This window comes from Paenibacillus macerans, from assembly GCF_050565405.1.
Lineage (GTDB): Bacteria > Bacillota > Bacilli > Paenibacillales > Paenibacillaceae > Fontibacillus > Fontibacillus macerans_B.
Map to the genome: position 1 here is coordinate 1 of NZ_JBNYYG010000048.1, position 15,325 is coordinate 15,325.

General features: G+C 58.8%; 18 protein-coding genes. 3 read left to right on the forward strand and 15 right to left on the reverse strand.

The window, feature by feature from the left end:
• The coding region (locus ACQ4N8_RS21490) for a hypothetical protein (RefSeq protein WP_430706391.1) at positions 1-376 on the forward strand (376 nt) is incomplete at its 5' end.
• 295 nt (positions 377-671) lie between these two features.
• On the opposite strand, the gene ACQ4N8_RS21495 is transcribed toward ACQ4N8_RS21490, so the two are convergent.
• Genes ACQ4N8_RS21495 through ACQ4N8_RS21515 form a run of 5 tightly spaced genes read right to left on the reverse strand, consistent with a single transcriptional unit; the run spans position 672 to position 3,238 of the window.
• A complete protein-coding gene (locus tag ACQ4N8_RS21495; RefSeq protein ID WP_430706392.1) occupies positions 672-1,142 on the reverse strand; it encodes a GNAT family N-acetyltransferase in 471 nt (156 codons plus the stop codon).
• Positions 1,143-1,153: 11 nt separating this feature from the next.
• Positions 1,154-1,552 carry an NUDIX hydrolase gene (locus ACQ4N8_RS21500; RefSeq protein ID WP_430706393.1) on the reverse strand — a complete coding sequence of 133 codons (399 nt, stop codon included), beginning with the start codon at positions 1,550-1,552 and terminating at the stop codon, positions 1,154-1,156.
• 22 nt (positions 1,553-1,574) lie between these two features.
• Positions 1,575-2,057, reverse strand: coding sequence for a DMT family transporter (locus tag ACQ4N8_RS21505; protein ID WP_430706394.1), 483 nt, complete (start codon positions 2,055-2,057; stop codon positions 1,575-1,577).
• 16 nt (positions 2,058-2,073) lie between these two features.
• The gene (locus tag ACQ4N8_RS21510) at positions 2,074-2,772 is read right to left on the reverse strand and encodes a Crp/Fnr family transcriptional regulator (RefSeq protein ID WP_430706395.1); all 699 of its coding nucleotides are present in this window, start codon (positions 2,770-2,772) and stop codon (positions 2,074-2,076) included.
• Positions 2,773-2,812: 40 nt separating this feature from the next.
• Positions 2,813-3,238 (reverse strand): DMT family transporter, encoded by a 426-nt coding sequence (locus ACQ4N8_RS21515; RefSeq protein WP_430706396.1) that lies wholly within the window; start codon positions 3,236-3,238, stop codon positions 2,813-2,815.
• A 180-nt stretch (positions 3,239-3,418) separates the two neighbouring features.
• Between ACQ4N8_RS21515 and ACQ4N8_RS21520 the strand changes: the two genes are divergently transcribed.
• On the forward strand, positions 3,419-3,976 hold the full coding sequence (locus ACQ4N8_RS21520; RefSeq protein ID WP_430706397.1) for a GNAT family N-acetyltransferase: 558 nt from the start codon (positions 3,419-3,421) through the stop codon (positions 3,974-3,976).
• Positions 3,977-4,001: 25 nt separating this feature from the next.
• On the opposite strand, the gene ACQ4N8_RS21525 is transcribed toward ACQ4N8_RS21520, so the two are convergent.
• Positions 4,002-4,430, reverse strand: a complete 429-nt coding sequence (locus tag ACQ4N8_RS21525) for a MarR family winged helix-turn-helix transcriptional regulator (protein WP_430706398.1) — start codon at positions 4,428-4,430, stop codon at positions 4,002-4,004.
• Between the two features lie 160 nt (positions 4,431-4,590).
• Between ACQ4N8_RS21525 and ACQ4N8_RS21530 the strand changes: the two genes are divergently transcribed.
• On the forward strand, positions 4,591-6,066 hold the full coding sequence (locus ACQ4N8_RS21530) for an MFS transporter (protein ID WP_430706431.1): 1,476 nt from the start codon (positions 4,591-4,593) through the stop codon (positions 6,064-6,066).
• An 82-nt stretch (positions 6,067-6,148) separates the two neighbouring features.
• Here ACQ4N8_RS21530 and ACQ4N8_RS21535 read toward each other — a convergent pair whose 3' ends face one another.
• The 9 genes from ACQ4N8_RS21535 to ACQ4N8_RS21575 all read right to left on the reverse strand — a co-directional run bounded on the left by ACQ4N8_RS21535 (position 6,149) and on the right by ACQ4N8_RS21575 (position 15,325).
• Positions 6,149-6,439, reverse strand: coding sequence for a hypothetical protein (locus ACQ4N8_RS21535; protein ID WP_430706399.1), 291 nt, complete (start codon positions 6,437-6,439; stop codon positions 6,149-6,151).
• 56 nt (positions 6,440-6,495) lie between these two features.
• The gene (locus ACQ4N8_RS21540) at positions 6,496-7,122 is read right to left on the reverse strand and encodes a nucleotidyltransferase family protein (protein WP_430706400.1); all 627 of its coding nucleotides are present in this window, start codon (positions 7,120-7,122) and stop codon (positions 6,496-6,498) included.
• Positions 7,115-8,272, reverse strand: a complete 1,158-nt coding sequence (locus ACQ4N8_RS21545) for an XdhC family protein (RefSeq protein WP_430706401.1) — start codon at positions 8,270-8,272, stop codon at positions 7,115-7,117. The genes ACQ4N8_RS21540 and ACQ4N8_RS21545 overlap by 8 nt, the downstream gene beginning before the upstream one ends.
• A 56-nt stretch (positions 8,273-8,328) precedes the next feature.
• Positions 8,329-10,632 carry a xanthine dehydrogenase family protein molybdopterin-binding subunit gene (locus tag ACQ4N8_RS21550; protein WP_430706402.1) on the reverse strand — a complete coding sequence of 768 codons (2,304 nt, stop codon included), beginning with the start codon at positions 10,630-10,632 and terminating at the stop codon, positions 8,329-8,331.
• The gene (locus ACQ4N8_RS21555) at positions 10,629-11,114 is read right to left on the reverse strand and encodes a (2Fe-2S)-binding protein (protein WP_430706403.1); all 486 of its coding nucleotides are present in this window, start codon (positions 11,112-11,114) and stop codon (positions 10,629-10,631) included. The genes ACQ4N8_RS21550 and ACQ4N8_RS21555 overlap by 4 nt, the downstream gene beginning before the upstream one ends.
• A gap of 22 nt (positions 11,115-11,136) precedes the next feature.
• Positions 11,137-12,093 (reverse strand): 4,5-dihydroxyphthalate decarboxylase, encoded by a 957-nt coding sequence (locus tag ACQ4N8_RS21560; protein ID WP_430706404.1) that lies wholly within the window; start codon positions 12,091-12,093, stop codon positions 11,137-11,139.
• A 24-nt stretch (positions 12,094-12,117) separates the two neighbouring features.
• A complete protein-coding gene (locus ACQ4N8_RS21565) occupies positions 12,118-12,963 on the reverse strand; it encodes an FAD binding domain-containing protein (protein WP_430706405.1) in 846 nt (281 codons plus the stop codon).
• A 325-nt stretch (positions 12,964-13,288) separates the two neighbouring features.
• A complete protein-coding gene (locus tag ACQ4N8_RS21570) occupies positions 13,289-13,600 on the reverse strand; it encodes a 2Fe-2S iron-sulfur cluster-binding protein (RefSeq protein ID WP_430706406.1) in 312 nt (103 codons plus the stop codon).
• Between the two features lie 24 nt (positions 13,601-13,624).
• Positions 13,625-15,325, reverse strand: a complete 1,701-nt coding sequence (locus tag ACQ4N8_RS21575) for an FAD-binding protein (protein ID WP_430706407.1) — start codon at positions 15,323-15,325, stop codon at positions 13,625-13,627.

The window sequence follows — 15,325 nt, forward strand, 5'->3', positions numbered from 1 at the left end:
AATCCACCTGTTGCCGCATAAGAGAGGCGCCGAAAAAAGGGCAAGTCGTCCCGAACTCGCCGCGTTCATCAACGGGCATGTGGATTTCCGTACATCGGCGGTGCAATCGTTCCCTCTAGCCTTTCGGCTATATTTGCCCTTGCGAAAAGTGGTGAGAGAGGCGTGGGAATCGCTGAAGAGTACGTATGTGGTCTTGGGACTGAAGCATCTGCAGGCGTATCTGAACGAGTACACCGTACGCCGCCGGCTGCGCCTGCCCGGAGCGGAAGAAACGATGCGGCAGACGTTTCTGCGCATGTGTGTGGCAATTCCGGCGATTACCTATCGCCAATTGATCGCGCGCCAACCGAATCAGCCGCTTGCGGCCGCGGCCTGATCGAGTCGATTGAACGGTGGGGGTTACCTTGATACGAATCAACTTGGATTAGAATGAACCGTGCGGGCGTTGCTGCAGACGGAAGGGTTCAGGCTGCAGCGAAATCACGGTCTTTTCGCTTCCCCGCATCTTGTCCTTCATCTCCCTGTCTGCTTTTCCATCAAATATTTTCTCCACTCGAACATTCGTTTCCTTATCCCGAGATGTCTGTTTCCTTGCTGCCTGATCAAACGGGATAATCGTGCAAAGCGTCCCGACAACGAGTGTTGATGATCTACCGCCCCACCTATCGGCCCTACAGATCCTTAATATACCAGGCGTCGCAAGCAAAATGCTCCGATCCCTCGAGCGGCGCATCCAACGGCCGGAAGCCATGCTTTCGGTAAAATCGGTTGGCGGCATGCATGTTCTGCAAGGTTTCCAGATAACATTGCTCGTAATGCCGCTTGGCAAAATCCAGACACGTATCCAGCAGCCGAGTCGCGATGCCTGTCCCGCGAATCTCGCCCAACAGGTACATTTTCTGCAGCTCGCACACCTCGGCGGAATCGGCGAACGGAGCGATGCCCGCGCCGCCTACCACCTTGCCGTCATGCTCCACGACCCAATACGCTCTTCCTTCGGGCTCGTAAAAACGGTGAAGCTCGCTCAGGCTGTCGTCCTGCCAGGCCAAGCCCTCCCGGTTCGCGTCGAATTCGATCAGACAGTCGCGAATCACTTTTTCGATCGCTGCGTTATCCTCCGCCAGTAATGGTCTGATGATCATGCGAACCTCCGTCATACCAAATTCATCACATGGAGCTTGTCGAAAATGATCCGGCTGATCAGCGACGTACGGTCGCGGTCGGCATAACCGAGCCACGCCAGCTCTTCGATTTCGGAGGCCGGCTGCAGCTCGCCATCGTAATCGGCGTAGTAGCACGTCATTTTCACGAGCACGCCCTCGGGTTTGCCGTCGGCTTGGGCCTCAAAGGTCGCGAAATAGTCGATCGTTTCCGGCTTGATGCGCACGGACAGCTCCTCATGGATTTCTCGCTGTAGCGTTTCGGCGTCGGTTTCGCCCGGCTCTCTTTTTCCGCCCGGAAAATAAAACAGCTCCTTGCCTTTGGAACGTACGCCTAAAAGCCGTCCTTCGCGCAGACTGATCCAGGCGATCTTATCGATGTTCCCCGTCACTTGAATTCCCCCTTTGCTGTAGTCAGTTCAATACCTCTTTGTTATGGGCGGTCGACTCCTCGGTTTCGCGTCCTCCGCCCAGTTTAAACACGAAAATCCCGCCGACGATCACGAGCACGCCGATCAACTGGTTGAGCGTAAACGGCACCTTCTCGAGGCCCAGCCAACCCATCGCGTCGAACAATAAGGCAAATCCTAGCTCCGAAGTCATCATGATCGCTACGGCATACGTCGGTCCCAGCATCTTGATCCCCTGCACCATGCAGGTGACCACCCCAACGCCGATCAGTCCACTGAAATAGAACCAGGGCTGCATGTGCTGCAGGGCAAACATGCCCCCTCCTTCCATTGCCAGCCCGATCACGAAGGAAGCGGCAAACCCTAATCCCAGCACCAGCGTCGTCGTGGTCCAGGTTCCCGTTTGTTCATTGACTTTCGTGTTAAACACGTTTTGCGTGCCGACCAGCGAACCGGCAGTCAGCGCCAATAACAATCCCAATAACATCGACATGTCCCTCCTCTTATTCGTAGATATTCCGGTTGACTAGCTTGCGGAGGCCGTCCGGATCTTTGACCCATAACCCTTCCCGGCTTCGTTCCACCAGTCCTCGGGAGGTAAATTTTTGCAACACGCGGTTCAAATGGCGGTAGCTGGTGCCGATCAAATTCGCCGCATCGGCCAAATCGGCGGTGCCGAGCTTCCCTCGAAACAGCGCGTCCGCTTTGTCGAATGATACGGACAGCAGATAACTCGCCAGCCGGATCTCCACCGGATACAATAGATTAAAGCTCATCGAGCTGGATTTCATGTAAAACTTCTTCGTGATGATATCGAGCAAAAAATGCAGCAGCGGCGAATGGTCGCCGCCATATTTTCGCAGCCACCGGTACTCCGCCCCGATCATCAGGACAGGCGATACCGCCTCGACCGTGTTAACGATGTCCCCGTCCCGGATGTACTCCACGTCGCCGATTACCTCCAGCGGATTCTTGAAGGAGATCACGAGCGTCCGGCCTTCCGGCGAAGTATTGTAAATTTTCAGCTTGCCTTTCACCAGCACGTACAGCATGCTTGAGGGTTCTCCCTGGGCGCAAATCAGCTCCCCTTGGTCAAAGCTGTAAAGGATCAAATACGGCAGCAGCGCTTCGGGAAACACTTCTCTTAGCCCGTACGAATCCAGATAAGCCGCCAGTTGCCCGCGTTCCGCGATTTCTTTCATCTTTCGCTCTCCCTTCCCGCGCTCCGTTTCCCACGGCGTTTTAAAATTTCAGGATGACCACGCCGGCGATCATCAGGGCAATGCCGATAAATTGCGGCAGCCTCATTTTCTGCTTCGGTACGCCGAACCAGCCCAGGCTGTCGATCAAAAACGTAATGCACAGCTGGGCGATCAGCACGGCCGAAATGGTCAAGGTAACCCCGACGTGCTGGATGGCCGTAACGTTGGTAAAAATGATGATCGCCGCAAAAGCCCCGCCGCTAATATACAGCGGATGCACCCGCCGCAAGTCCCGCCGGCCGCCGTCGCGAACGAACAGCCAGATGAGCATGGCCGCCGCGAAGCCGGTAAACTGGGTCAACGCCGCCGCCGGCCATGTCCCGATATCCGCGCTGATCCGCGTATTGGCCACCCCCTGCAGGGTAATGAACGCGCCGGCCAAAAACGCAAACAACAAACCCTTCATGTCCTCTCTCCTCGTTATCGGATCGCTGATCCTTTATGTCAATACCTTATTAAAGGATATCTTCTGCCGTTTGGAAAGGACATATGTCCTGAAAGCAAAAAGAAGCGGGCGCCATTGTAACCCGGTCCGGCTCATGGTTAAAATAAGGTCAGATTCGAACGTACACGGGAGGCGCACGACATGCAACTGACATTCAAAACATTGACGGAGTGGGACGAAACCTGGTGGGACAAGCTGGGGCCGATCTACCGGGAGGCGTTTGTGCACGGAGCCAAGCCGGAAAAAGTGCTGCGGAGCATGCTGGATCGCGGAATTGCCTGCTTGCATGCGGGAATCCTTGGGGAAGAGACGGTCGCAATGGCCGTCACCGGCTTCAGCGGCACGCAAGGCGGCATACGTCTGATTCTCGATTATATGGCAGTGCGCGAGGACCGAAGAGGAAATGGCCTGGGCCGGCTCTTTTTTGCGCAAATCCGCGATTGGGCTGCGATAGAGCATCAAGCCGAAGCCATAATCATCGAAGCGGAAGCGGAGGACACGGAGGTTAACCGAAACCGCTTGTCCTTTTGGGAAAGCTGCGGGTTTATCGCCACTTCCTACGTGCATCAATACATCTGGGTTCCGGAACCCTACCGGGCGCTGGTCCTTCCGCTAACCGGCGGTTTTGCCGTCGCCGACGACGGGAAATCGCTGTTTCGCGACATCACATCGTTTCATCAACGATCATTTCGCGGGTAGAGATAAAATAGAGGATGCAGGCACGTTAATCGGGATCGGCTTTGCTGTCATAGATTTTGCTCAACAGCGCCGCGAGCTGCTGCTTTTCCGTTTCGGTCAGGCAGTCCGTCAACCGGCGGTTAAAGTCGGCCAAAATCCGCCGTAACGTCGGTTCGAAAGCCCGGCCTTTTTCCGTCGGATACAGCAAAATAGACCGGCGGTCATGCTCGTCCACCCGACGCTCGATGAATCCGTTCTCTTCCAATTGCTTGACGCAGCGGGTCGTGGTCGCCTTATCGAACTTCACCATGTTCGTCAATTGGTCCTGGTTTAACCCGGGGTGCGTCAAAATGGCCAACAGATAACTGTGATTTCCCCCGCCGCCAATACCGTGTGGCTTCAACAGGGCGGCCAGTTCTTTTTGGTTGATCCGCTGAAGGTAAGCGATCAATTTGCTAATGGGATGGTTTTTCATTCCCTGCACCTCTTTGTGAACATGAATTAATAAAAATTTTACACGATAATGGTTGCGCACGCAACTAAATTGGAGTACACTGATCATGTTCTAAATAGTTGCACACGCAACAAAATGATTGGTTGAAAGTGACAAGTGAGGTGTAATGTCTATGAAATCCATGAGCTCGGACCATCGCGTAGCCTCCTATCAGGACGATCCGGACATCCAGCGCAAACGCTGGCTGATCCTGATCGTGCTTAATTTGTTTACGTTTATGTCGACGCTCGACGGCAGCATCGTCAATATCGCCCTGCCCGTCATCTCCAAAGAAATGGCATTGACGGTGGCTCAGGCAGAATGGGTCGTTACCGCTTATTTGATGATGATTTGCGCTGCCATCCTCTTTTTCGGCAAGTTGGGGGACATCGTCGGCAAAATCAAGGTGTTCAAATGGGGCATGGTCATTTTTACGGTCGGTTCCCTACTGTGCGGGTTCAGCTTTAGCCTGCCGTTGCTCGTCGGCTCGCGGCTGTTGCAGGCGCTTGGCGCTTCGATGACAATGGCCAACAGTCAGGGCATTATTACGGACATTTTCCCGGCCGGAGAACGCGGCAGAGCGCTGGGATTGACCGGCACCTTCGTTTCCCTGGGGAGTATCGCCGGTCCCAGCCTAGGCGGCTTGCTCGTATCGGGGTTCGGTTGGGAGTATATATTCTGGGTGAACATCCCGGTCGGTTTGATTGCCATTGGGATCGGCTGGAAAATGCTCCCGGCGGACCGCACCAAGCTGAAGGTCCATGTCGACAAGGTCGGCAGTCTGCTGTTTCCGGTCTTTATCCTAGCCTTGTTCTCCGGCCTTCTGCTCGGTCAGCAGCTCGGTTATCAAGACTTCCGGATCATCGGCGCCCTCGTGCTGGCCGTGATCGTATTCGCCATGTTTCTCTGGGTGCAAAAGCGCAGTGCCGAGCCGATGCTTCAGCTGTCCCTGTTCCGCAACCCGCTGTTCAGTCTGAGCATCCTGACCGGTTTCCTGGTGTTCGTGGCCAATTTCTGTTTTAATATCATCGCGCCGTTCTATACGCAAAGCCTTTTGAATCTCTCGCCTTCCCACGCTGGGTTACTTATGATGCTGTTTCCGATCGTCATGGTCATCGTCGCGCCGCTGAGCGGAGCGTTGTCCGATAAAATCGGCTCCGAACTGCTGACGTTCGCCGGCCTCGTCGTGATGGTTATCGCGCAAATCGGGCTGGCGCAGCTGCATGACAGCAGCCCCATCGCGCTGGTCGGCGTGTGGATCGGTATGCTTGGCCTTGGCAGTGGGCTGTTCCAATCGCCGAACAACTCGCTGGTCATGTCGAAGATCCCCAAAACGCAGCTGGGCATCGCTGGCAGCATCAATTCCCTCGTGCGCAACATCGGCATGGTCGTCGGCATCACCGTAGCGACCACCACGCTGTTCAGCGTCATGAGCAGCCTGGCCGGTCGCCGGGTGACCGGGCTGGTGCCGGATCGCCCCGACCTGTTCCTGTCCGGGATGCACGTCGTATTCATGACCTCGGCGTCTATCTGTCTGGTCGCCGCGGCTTTGACGGGCTGGCGGTTATGGTCGGCCAAGCGCGCGCTGCGCCGCGAGCAGGTTCGGTCTTCTTATTAAGTTTGCACGACAAAAAGATCCGTTACCGGTTCAAACGAGCCGGAACGGATCTTTTTGTGCCTTGGGGATGATTGGGAGCGAGTTAACCGGCCCATTCGAGTCTATTCAGGATTTGATATTTCAACAGCGCGAGCAGGAAGTCCGAGTAAAAGTCCTTGCGTACGATGACCTTATATTGGTGTTCATGGTCCTGATTCAAATAAAACAAGACATCGGTATAAACGTCATTGTCTTCGAACCGTTTTTGCACCTCCCGCATTTGTGAAAACAACGGTTCGGCTTGTAAGAAAGTAATCTCGAATTCCACGTCGTCTTCATTGGCCGTCTCGCGGATAAAGATCCGTTCCGGATTATAATGGTATTTCAGTTGCACGTTCCATCACTCCTTGCTTGGATTGACCTAAGGATACCGTGTCAACCTACGGGAAGTCAACTTTTGGATAACGCCGCCCGCTTATACCGTTCATATTCCTCCGGAGTATCGATATCGCACGGGGCCGGACCGTGGATCTTCACCCATACGGTGTGCTCCTTGTATTTCTGCAGCAACTCCATGGCACCGACGTCGCCGGTTAAGGCTGTCAGCTCCGGGAACAGCGACGCCGCAAACAAGACGGGGTGCGCCGGACGGTCTTCGTAACGCGCCTGAACGATCCGGGCTCTCGTTCGGCTATAGGTATCGGCTACCTGGCGGATGGCCTCCGGCGATATTTCCGGTTGGTCCCCCAACAGGATCATAATCGCCGGCGGTACATGGCGTTCTTCCAGGTGCCGCACCCCCGCGGCAAGCGAAGCCCCCAGGCCCGAGCGGGAGGCCGCCGTCTCCAGCCATTCGACCGGCAGACCGCTCAAGTGTTCCGGGCGGAGCGGCCCGTCTTCGGCCGCAATTACCGCGACCCGAACGTTTCCGGCGGTCAGCGCCTGGTGCGCCGTTTGCCTCAGCAGGTTTCCCTGCGGCGCCGGCAGCAGCAGCTTGGGCTCCCCCATCCGTTTGGAGGCCCCGCCGGCCAGAATGAGCGCCCATACTTCGCGTCCTCCTGCAGCTTGCTCAGACATGGCAGGACTCCGGGAAATCCAGTTCGACCGGCGGCAGCGCCTGGGACGGTCTCCCGGAGCTGCCGGAGGCCGTTCCTTTGCGGTCGCGCAGAAAACCGCCGGTCCGGCCGTTTTTGACGGCGGTCATTTCCGCCAGGATGCTCATCGCGATCTCCCGCGGCGTTTCCGCCCCGATATCGAGGCCGACCGGGGAATACAGCTTCTCCAGCAGGCTCCGGTCAAAGCCGTCTTCCTCCTCCTCCCCCTGTCCTTGCCTGCAAAGGATATGGTCCAGGATCCGCTCCAGCCGGTATTTGGAACCGACCAGGCCCAGATAGGCGACCTCCGGGGTCAACATCCGCCGGACCGCTTCCCGGTCCAGCTCCAAATGATGCGACATGACGACGATATATTTGTCCCTGACGTCGACCTGATCAAACGCAAGACGCGGAATGATCCGCAGCTCGTCCGCTTCGGGGAACCGCTCCCGCGTCGCTTTGTCCGTCGCATGGTACGCGACGGTCACCCGCCACTGCAGCATGCGGGCCATGCTGCAGAGCAAACGGGCATCGTCGCCGGCGCCGACGATGATCAGCTCCGGGCGCGGTGCGACCCGCTCCAGCAGCAGCTCCAGCTGCGCGCTGCCTTCCTGCGACCGCACCAGCCCGGCCCGCCGGCCCGCGTCCAGCAGGCCGGCCTCCGAGGCCGCGCCGGCCAGCGTCCAGCGCGTGCCCGGGGGCACGGCGGCGGGATCGGAGGAACCGATCACCGTCGCCGCGACATACGGCTCGCGCGTGTCCTCGCGCTGCCGCAGGTCGCCGATGATCCGGTCCGCCGCTTCGGGGGAACGGACCGGATTAAACGGCTCGAGCCACACCGTGATGGCCCCGTTGCACCCGAGGCCAAGGCCCCATACGTCGTCTTCCCCGGCACGGAAGTCGTAGAACAGCTTGCGCGGTTCGCCGGTGCGAAGCGCCTCCTGCGCATGCCCGCGCAGATCCTCCTCGATGCAGCCGCCGCTCAGGATGCCCGCCACTTCCCCATCGGCGTGGATGAGGCAGCGCGCGCCTTCGCGGCGGTAGGCCGAGCCGTCCACGTCGACGATCGTCGCGACGACGCAGGAGCGGCCCTCCCTCCGGCAGGCCTCCAGCTCACGGCTTAGTTCCTCCATCTTCCCGTCATCTCCCGTCTTCGTGTTATGTGCCCCGAAAATTGTATTATGTGCGATCAGGTATGCAGCGATTTCCACACCCGTTCCGCCGACAACGGCAGCTCTTGGCCGCGCCGCCCCGTCGCATGGGCGATCGCGTTGGCGATCGCGCCCGGCACCGGGTCCAGCGCCACCTCGCCGAGCGATTTGGCCCCGAGCGGTCCGTTCGGATCGGCGTCCTCCACGAAATGAACCTGCACTTCGGGCATATCCTTGGCGCCCGGCATGCGATAGTCCATCAGCGAAGGGTTAAGCACTTTGCCTTCGCGAACCAGCAAATCCTCCATCGTCACCCAACCGATGCCTTGCGCCACCGCACCAAGCACCTGGCTTTTCGCCATCGTCTCGTGGATGATCGTACCTGAATCATGCACCGCCCAATAGCCGACCACTTTCGTCCGGCCCGTGTCCGGATCGACCTCCACCTCCGCCACGTGCGCGGCAAACGGATAGTTCGGCGACGGATGCCCGAAATAGCTGGCATCCGGCAGTTCCGTGTCCGGAACGTAGGTTTCCTTGACCGCCAGCTCTTCTCCCGCGTGACGGGCCCGGTACCAATCGGCAACTTCGCTGAGCGTAAAGGTAAGGTCGCCATGCTTCACGATGCCCGTCGCATACTCCGCACCTTCGCCAAGCGCCTGCACGGCCAACCGCCGAATTTCGCGGACCAGCGCTTCCGCCGCTTGTTGCACGGCATTGCCGCCCATCACCGTGCTTCGGGACGCGAGCGTGCCGATGCCGAACGGATAACGTCCGGTATCGCCGGACCTCACCAGGATATCGCCTTCGGGAATCCCCAGCACGCGGCTTGCAATCCGCGCGTAGGTCATCGACATGCCTTGGCCCAATTCGATTTCGCCGGTTTCCACTTCGACGAGCCCGCCCGGCTTGACGCGGATCACCGCCGTCGATCCGTCGAACCGGGGATCGATCGCCCGGAATCCGGACACATGGTTCGCCACGGCCAGTCCAAGACCCCGGTAAGGAGGAAGCTCGTTCCGGCGTTCCCAGCCGGACAATTCCTTGACTTTCTCGATGCATTCGTCCAGCTTGCACGTATCCAGGCGGTAGCCGTGCAGCGTCGTGTCGCCGGCATGAACGATGTTTTTAAGCCGCAGCTCTGCCGGATCCATTCCGAGCTCCAGCGCGATTTCATCGATCACGCTCTCGACGGCGAACAGCATTTCCGCATTCCCGAAACCGCGCATGCACGTTGTCGGGCTGTTGTTCGAGTAGCAAAGATAGCCGGTCGATTTTACGTTGCGGAAATGGTAGATATTGTCCGCCCGCGTGCAGGCGGTCGCGATCACGTTGGGGCTCCAGTACACCCGGGCCCCGGCATCGGCGTAGACGGTCAAGTCCTTATAGACAAAATGGCCGTCCGCATCCGCGCCGATTTCGATATCGAACGTCAGTGGCACGCGCGGATGCGCGGTGATCATGTCCTCATAGCGGTCCAGAATGAGCTTGACATGCCGGCCCGTAACCATCGCGAGCGCCGCGGCGATCACATGCACCTTGAGCACGTACTTGGCGCCAAAGGAGCCCCCGATCGGCGGCACGATGATCCGCACCTTATCCTCCGGCAACCCGAAGCCGGCGGCATAAGCTTCCCGAGCCCGATAGGGGATATGGGAAGGCGCCCAGATCGTGATGCCCTCCTCCTCGGACCAATAGGCGATCGCTCCGACCGGCTCCAGATGGCCCTGGTAAATCCGGTTGGACACGTAACGGCCGCCTTTGACGACCGCGGCTACCTTTTGGGCTTCCTCCAGGTCGCCGCGGGCCACTTCTACCTTCATAGGGCGGTTCAGTTCCACATCTTCATGAATTTGCGGCGCGCCCGGCTCCATCGCCGCCTCGGGATCAAACACGCCCGGAAGCGGTTCGAAATCGACCTCGATCAAAGCCAGCGCGCGTTCCGCCGCTTCTTTCGTCTCTGCGGCCACGGCCGCGATTTCATCGCCGATGAACAGCACGCGGTCTTTGGCCAGGATGTTCCAGTCCTTGAACTTGGTTGGCCCGTATTTATGGTTAGGCACATCGTCCGCCGTAATGACGGCTACGACGCCCTCGACCTGCCGCGCCTTTTCCGCGTCGATCCGCGTAATTCTGGCGTGCGCGTGCGGGCTGCGGTAAATGGCGCCAACTAATTGTCCGGGGAAATTCATGTCGTGCAGGTAACGCGTTTGCCCCTCGAGCTTGGATTGCAGGTCGAGCGGCGACTTTTTCCGCTCGGAGGGATTGGCTTGCTGCTTGGGAGCCGCAGGATTCATTGCTTTGGCGTCGGTCGCCTTGCCCGCTTGTCCGATCTTATTCATCGCCCGGCTCCTTTCGCGGCCAGGACGTGTTCGGCGGCCTCGATAATGCCTTGGTACCCGGTGCAGCGGCACAGGTTATTTTTCAGCGCGGCTCCCACGTCGCCGTGGAACAAACCGGGATTTTGCAGCCATGCCCAGGTTGTCATCATGACCCCGGGGGTGCAGAAACCGCATTGCACACCGCCGTACTCCTGCATCGAATGCGCCAGCTCCTGGAATTCGGGGTTCCGGGACAAGCCTTCGATCGTTTCGATCGTTTGCCCTTGTGCGGAAGCCGCAGGCACGAGGCAGGACACGACCGGCTGCCCGTCGAGCAGCACCGTGCACGCCCCGCATTCGCCGGTACGGCAGCCGATTTTCGTCCCCGTCAGGCCTAGTCCCTCGCGGATGACGTCAGAGAGCGAAGCCGTAGCATCGCCATCCCAGTTCACATCCTCGCCGTTGATATTTAACGTCATTTTATGCTCATGTCCGCCGTTCATAAGGCAGCACCTCTTCCTTTGCTTATGTCTCTTGCACGGAGGAATGGAAGACTTCCTGCGGCGTGAAGCCGCGCCCAAGCAAGCCGTCTTCCTGCAGATAGGAGATAAACGTTTCGATTTGCGGCCAGTTTTTCCCGACGCCGTAGGGCCACAAATCGCCGTTCATCAGCTTCGCCGAACGTTCGGAGGATTCCCAGATAAACGGATCGGAGGTATAGTTCCGGATCGTTTCCAGCAAGCCGGCGATCCCCTCGTCCTTGATCTGTCTCATTACTTCGTACAGCTGCCCCGGGAGCTCGGGATATTGCGAGGCGGTCTCCGCCTTCAGCGATACGAGGTGCATGATCGGAAAAATCCCCGTGCGCCCGTAGTACTCCCGCTCCACGTTCCACACATCGGGGAACAGCCGGCGCAGCACGCCGCCTTCTCCCGAAGCGGGAAAGAGCTTCTCCGGCGGGCGCCGGGCCGTCATGATCGCATCGACCTTCCCCTCCGACAGCGCTTCAAAAATATCGCCTTCCGCCAGTACCGCCGGGATATCCACCGGTACCCGTTCCGGACGGAACGTAAACCACTGCATCTCGTGATTGGCGATGCCCCATTCATGCCGGAACATGCCCCGTACCCACACGGCTGCGGTCATTTGGAACTCGGGGAACCCGAACCGCTTCCCTTTTAACTCGGAAGGATGCGTATAAGGGCTGTCCGAACGAACGTAAACGGCGTTATGCCGGAAGGAGCGCGACAGGAACACCGGAACCGCCGTCAACCGCGTATCTCCTCCGCCTTTGGCGATTAAATAAGAAGCCAGCGATAACTCGGATACATCATAGGCGGCTTCCGAAATTTGTTTGACAAAAATATCCTCGATCGACTCGTGCTGCACGTCCAGCTCGAAGCCGGACAATCGTTTCGAGCCGGTCAGCAGCTTTAAGGTGCGGTCGCTTTCCGACATCGCCAGCGTTAATTTTCCCATCATACCTTTTCGTCTCCTTTCGAATCGCTACAGGCCTTCGATTAATGCATTCGCCGCCCGTTGGATGTAGGTGCCGACCAATGCGCGGCGGTACTCGGCGCTCGCCCGGACATCGGTGATCGGCGAACTGCGCCGCGCATAGAGCCCGCTCAGCTCGCCGAGCTTGGCCGCGCTTAATTCGCCGGCCCATAGCCGCTCTTCTTCCGAGTCCAGCACGAAAGGCTTCGGCGCGGCCGCGCCGACCGCAGCGGTCCCCCACTCGATCTCGTCTTTCCGGCCTTGGAGCACCAAGGCCACGGAGACGATCGAGATATCGGTCGCTGCGCGCTGATCGTGCCGCAAGAATACCTGCGGCACCTCGAGCATCCGGGCCGGGATGAACAGCGACGCGATGAGTTCGCGTTCGCGCAGCACCGTGACTTTCGGCCCGGAGATAAAGTCCGCGATCGGCACGCTGCGGGTGCCTTCCGCCCCGGCGAGCCTTATTTCCGCGCGGTAAGCCGCGAGCGGAACGACCATGTCGGCCGCCGGGGAGGCGTTCGCCACGTTGCCGCCGAGCGATGCGCGGTTTTGGATCTGCCAGCCGCCGACGATGCGGGCGGCCTGTTGCAGCGCGGGAACGACGTTAAACGCGTCGCTCCCCCAAATCTCGGCGGCCGTCACCGCGGCCCCGATTTCCAGACCCGCCTCGGTCCGGCGGGTCTTCGTCAGCTCCGGCACGCGCCGGATATCGAGCCAATCGGTGTGCTTTGCCTCGTAGGATTTACGCTGCGCGTTCACGAATAAATCGGTCCCCCCGCACACGATGCGGGGGCTGCGCTCCTGAAGCAGCTCAAGCGCTTCGGATAAGCTGCGGGGCTGAAGCCAGGCCATAATTGCCCCTCCTCTAAAAGTTGTGTAGTGCTGTCGTATACATCCGTTTATCTCCGCTGTCGGCAGCCGTTGTCGTCGAATTTGTATGAAAAATCATACAAAATGTTGCCTTGAAACAGCGAAAATCACAAATCTGTATGAAAAATCGCATATAATCTATCATTTCCATCGGTTTTAGCGAATTATATACGAAAAATCGTATAGAATGGATCGTTTTTTTCGAATCTGGCGAATTGTATACGAAAAATCATATAGAATCATTCGCAAGCTGGCCGTTGAAGCCGGCGGGCGCACCACGGAAAGGGATTCCGCAGAGCTCTTGCCCCTATTCCAGCGACGTCGCCAAATCCTTGATCCACGGTCGCCCGCTAAGCGGCTCGATCTTGACCACGCTGCCCGGTACGGCGCGGATGCTGCACAAATAACCCGCCTTGCCGTCGACGAACGCCGAACATTCTTTGCAGGCATTGGCGGACCGGCAGGAATACCTCACCGAAAAAGACGGATCCTTATGCTCCCGAATCCAAAAAATCGCATCCAGCAAGCTCATGCCGTCCCAGAAGGGAACCTCGAACTTCTCCAGGGAAGCGCCGCTTTCGGCATCGCCGCGGACGACGTTTAATGTGACAACTGACATGCTAACCTTCTCCCTTCTTTCGGTTTACACACTGCCCGGCAGTTGAACCTCGGACACGCTCCATTCCCCCGCCTCATTCAGGGAATAGCTGTAGCTGGACGGTTGCTCGAGCGTGTCGTCGTAATCCAGCCGCACGTGCGCCCCTCGCGTTTCCTTGCGTTCCAGCGCGCCCAGTACGATCGCCTCGCTGACCTTCAGCATATTGGCCGCCTCCAGCTTCTCGAATAACGACAGGGCAAACTTGCCCGGTTCAGCCAAGGAAATGTCGGCAAGCTCTTCGCGCAGCTCCCGCAGCTCCTTCAACGCCTCGTTCAAACCGTTATCCGTACGCAACGGGCCTGCGCCTTTCCACATCGCCTTTTGCAGCTTGCGCTTGAAGGTTTGCAACGATGCCGTATCCTTATCGACCGGAAATGGATGCCAAAATTGCCGTAACCGGGCGATCTCCCGTTCAAACGCGCGCTCGACCGCAGCCGCATCCAGCTTGCCCTGTTTCTCCCGCGCGGCCGTTTCGCCCGCGATCCGTCCCGTCACCAGCGCTTCCGTGATTGCGTTGCCGGACAACCGGTTCGCGCCGTGCATGCCGTAAATAAGCTCGCCCGACGCCAGCAATCCCGGCACCCGGGTCCGCATGGCTTCGTCGACACGGACGCCGCCCAGCATAAAGTGGGCCATCGGCGCCACTTCCACCATATCCTGGGTCAAGTCGACGCCCTGGTCTCGCAAAATGCCGATGACCGGGCCAAATGCTTCCTTCAGCTTGTCCTCCGGCACCATCGTGAAATCGAGATAAGCTCCCCCGTGCGGCGTGCCGCGTCCGGCTTCCACCTCGCGGAAGATCGCCAGCGTCGTCTGGTCGCGCGCCGCCGTGTATTTGCCGGCTACCTCGCCGTTGTATTTATCCATGAATTCTTCCTTCAGCCCGTTCAGTAAGCGGCCGCCCAGCTTGTAGCGGAACGGGTCCCACATGATCGGATCGATGCCGACGAGCGGCGGGAACAGATGGGCGATCGGGAAGAATTGCACCATTTCCATGTCGCGTACCTCGGCGCCCGCTTCCGCGGCCAGGACGAAGCCGTCGCCGGTCATATTCGCCGACGCGCTATTGCGTTCGTAAACCTCCGTCAGTCCGCCCGTGGCCAAAATTACTGACGAGGCGGCGATGCTGATCGGACGGAATTCCTCCATCTCGAAACCGATCGCCCCGACGGCCCGGCCTTGCTCGACGACGACTCTCGTGATCATCACGTTTTTAAGGCGACGGATCTGTTCGTCCTTCCAAATCGCCTTCTTCAAACCGGCCGCCGTCGCGCCGCCCGTATTCAAAATGTCCACGTACACGCAGCGTGCCTTGGAATGCCCGGGCGCAAAGGCTTGCGAGCGCTTGCCGTCCGGCGTTCTGGCCCATTTCACGCCGTAGCCCTCCGCTTCCAGAATAACCTCCGGTCCCCGTTCCACGACGGCGCGGACGATCGCCGGATCGGCCAGCCCGCGGCTGCCTTTCATCGTATCTTCGAAATGGATTTGCGTGCTGTCTTCTTCGGCCTCGCCCAAAGCGACGGCTACCGTCATCTGCGCGAGAATCGTCGCCCCGCCGCGGCTGATCAAGCTCTTGTCGGTCAAAATCACGCCGGCGCCTTCATCGGCCGCGGCTCTCGCCGCCATCAGCCCGGCGGCGCCGGAGCCGACGACCAGCACATCGGTTTGTAAATGCAATGGTTCCAT

Excerpts from the sequence above, each read along its gene's own strand:
- ACQ4N8_RS21560 (WP_430706404.1), bottom strand. The coding sequence starts at position 12,093 with ATGATGGGAAAATTAACGCTGGCGATGTCGGAAAGCGACCGCACCTTA.
- ACQ4N8_RS21565 (WP_430706405.1), bottom strand. The coding sequence starts at position 12,963 with ATGGCCTGGCTTCAGCCCCGCAGCTTATCCGAAGCGCTTGAGCTGCTT.
- ACQ4N8_RS21515 (WP_430706396.1), bottom strand. The coding sequence starts at position 3,238 with ATGAAGGGTTTGTTGTTTGCGTTTTTGGCCGGCGCGTTCATTACCCTG.
- ACQ4N8_RS21570 (WP_430706406.1), bottom strand. The coding sequence starts at position 13,600 with ATGTCAGTTGTCACATTAAACGTCGTCCGCGGCGATGCCGAAAGCGGC.
- ACQ4N8_RS21555 (WP_430706403.1), bottom strand. The coding sequence starts at position 11,114 with ATGAACGGCGGACATGAGCATAAAATGACGTTAAATATCAACGGCGAG.
- ACQ4N8_RS21510 (WP_430706395.1), bottom strand. The coding sequence starts at position 2,772 with ATGAAAGAAATCGCGGAACGCGGGCAACTGGCGGCTTATCTGGATTCG.
- ACQ4N8_RS21495 (WP_430706392.1), bottom strand. The coding sequence starts at position 1,142 with ATGATCATCAGACCATTACTGGCGGAGGATAACGCAGCGATCGAAAAA.
- ACQ4N8_RS21525 (WP_430706398.1), bottom strand. The coding sequence starts at position 4,430 with ATGAAAAACCATCCCATTAGCAAATTGATCGCTTACCTTCAGCGGATC.
- ACQ4N8_RS21530 (WP_430706431.1), top strand. The coding sequence starts at position 4,591 with ATGAGCTCGGACCATCGCGTAGCCTCCTATCAGGACGATCCGGACATC.
- ACQ4N8_RS21575 (WP_430706407.1), bottom strand. The coding sequence starts at position 15,325 with ATGGAACCATTGCATTTACAAACCGATGTGCTGGTCGTCGGCTCCGGC.
- ACQ4N8_RS21520 (WP_430706397.1), top strand. The coding sequence starts at position 3,419 with ATGCAACTGACATTCAAAACATTGACGGAGTGGGACGAAACCTGGTGG.
- ACQ4N8_RS21540 (WP_430706400.1), bottom strand. The coding sequence starts at position 7,122 with ATGTCTGAGCAAGCTGCAGGAGGACGCGAAGTATGGGCGCTCATTCTG.
- ACQ4N8_RS21545 (WP_430706401.1), bottom strand. The coding sequence starts at position 8,272 with ATGGAGGAACTAAGCCGTGAGCTGGAGGCCTGCCGGAGGGAGGGCCGC.
- ACQ4N8_RS21550 (WP_430706402.1), bottom strand. The coding sequence starts at position 10,632 with ATGAATAAGATCGGACAAGCGGGCAAGGCGACCGACGCCAAAGCAATG.
- ACQ4N8_RS21505 (WP_430706394.1), bottom strand. The coding sequence starts at position 2,057 with ATGTTATTGGGATTGTTATTGGCGCTGACTGCCGGTTCGCTGGTCGGC.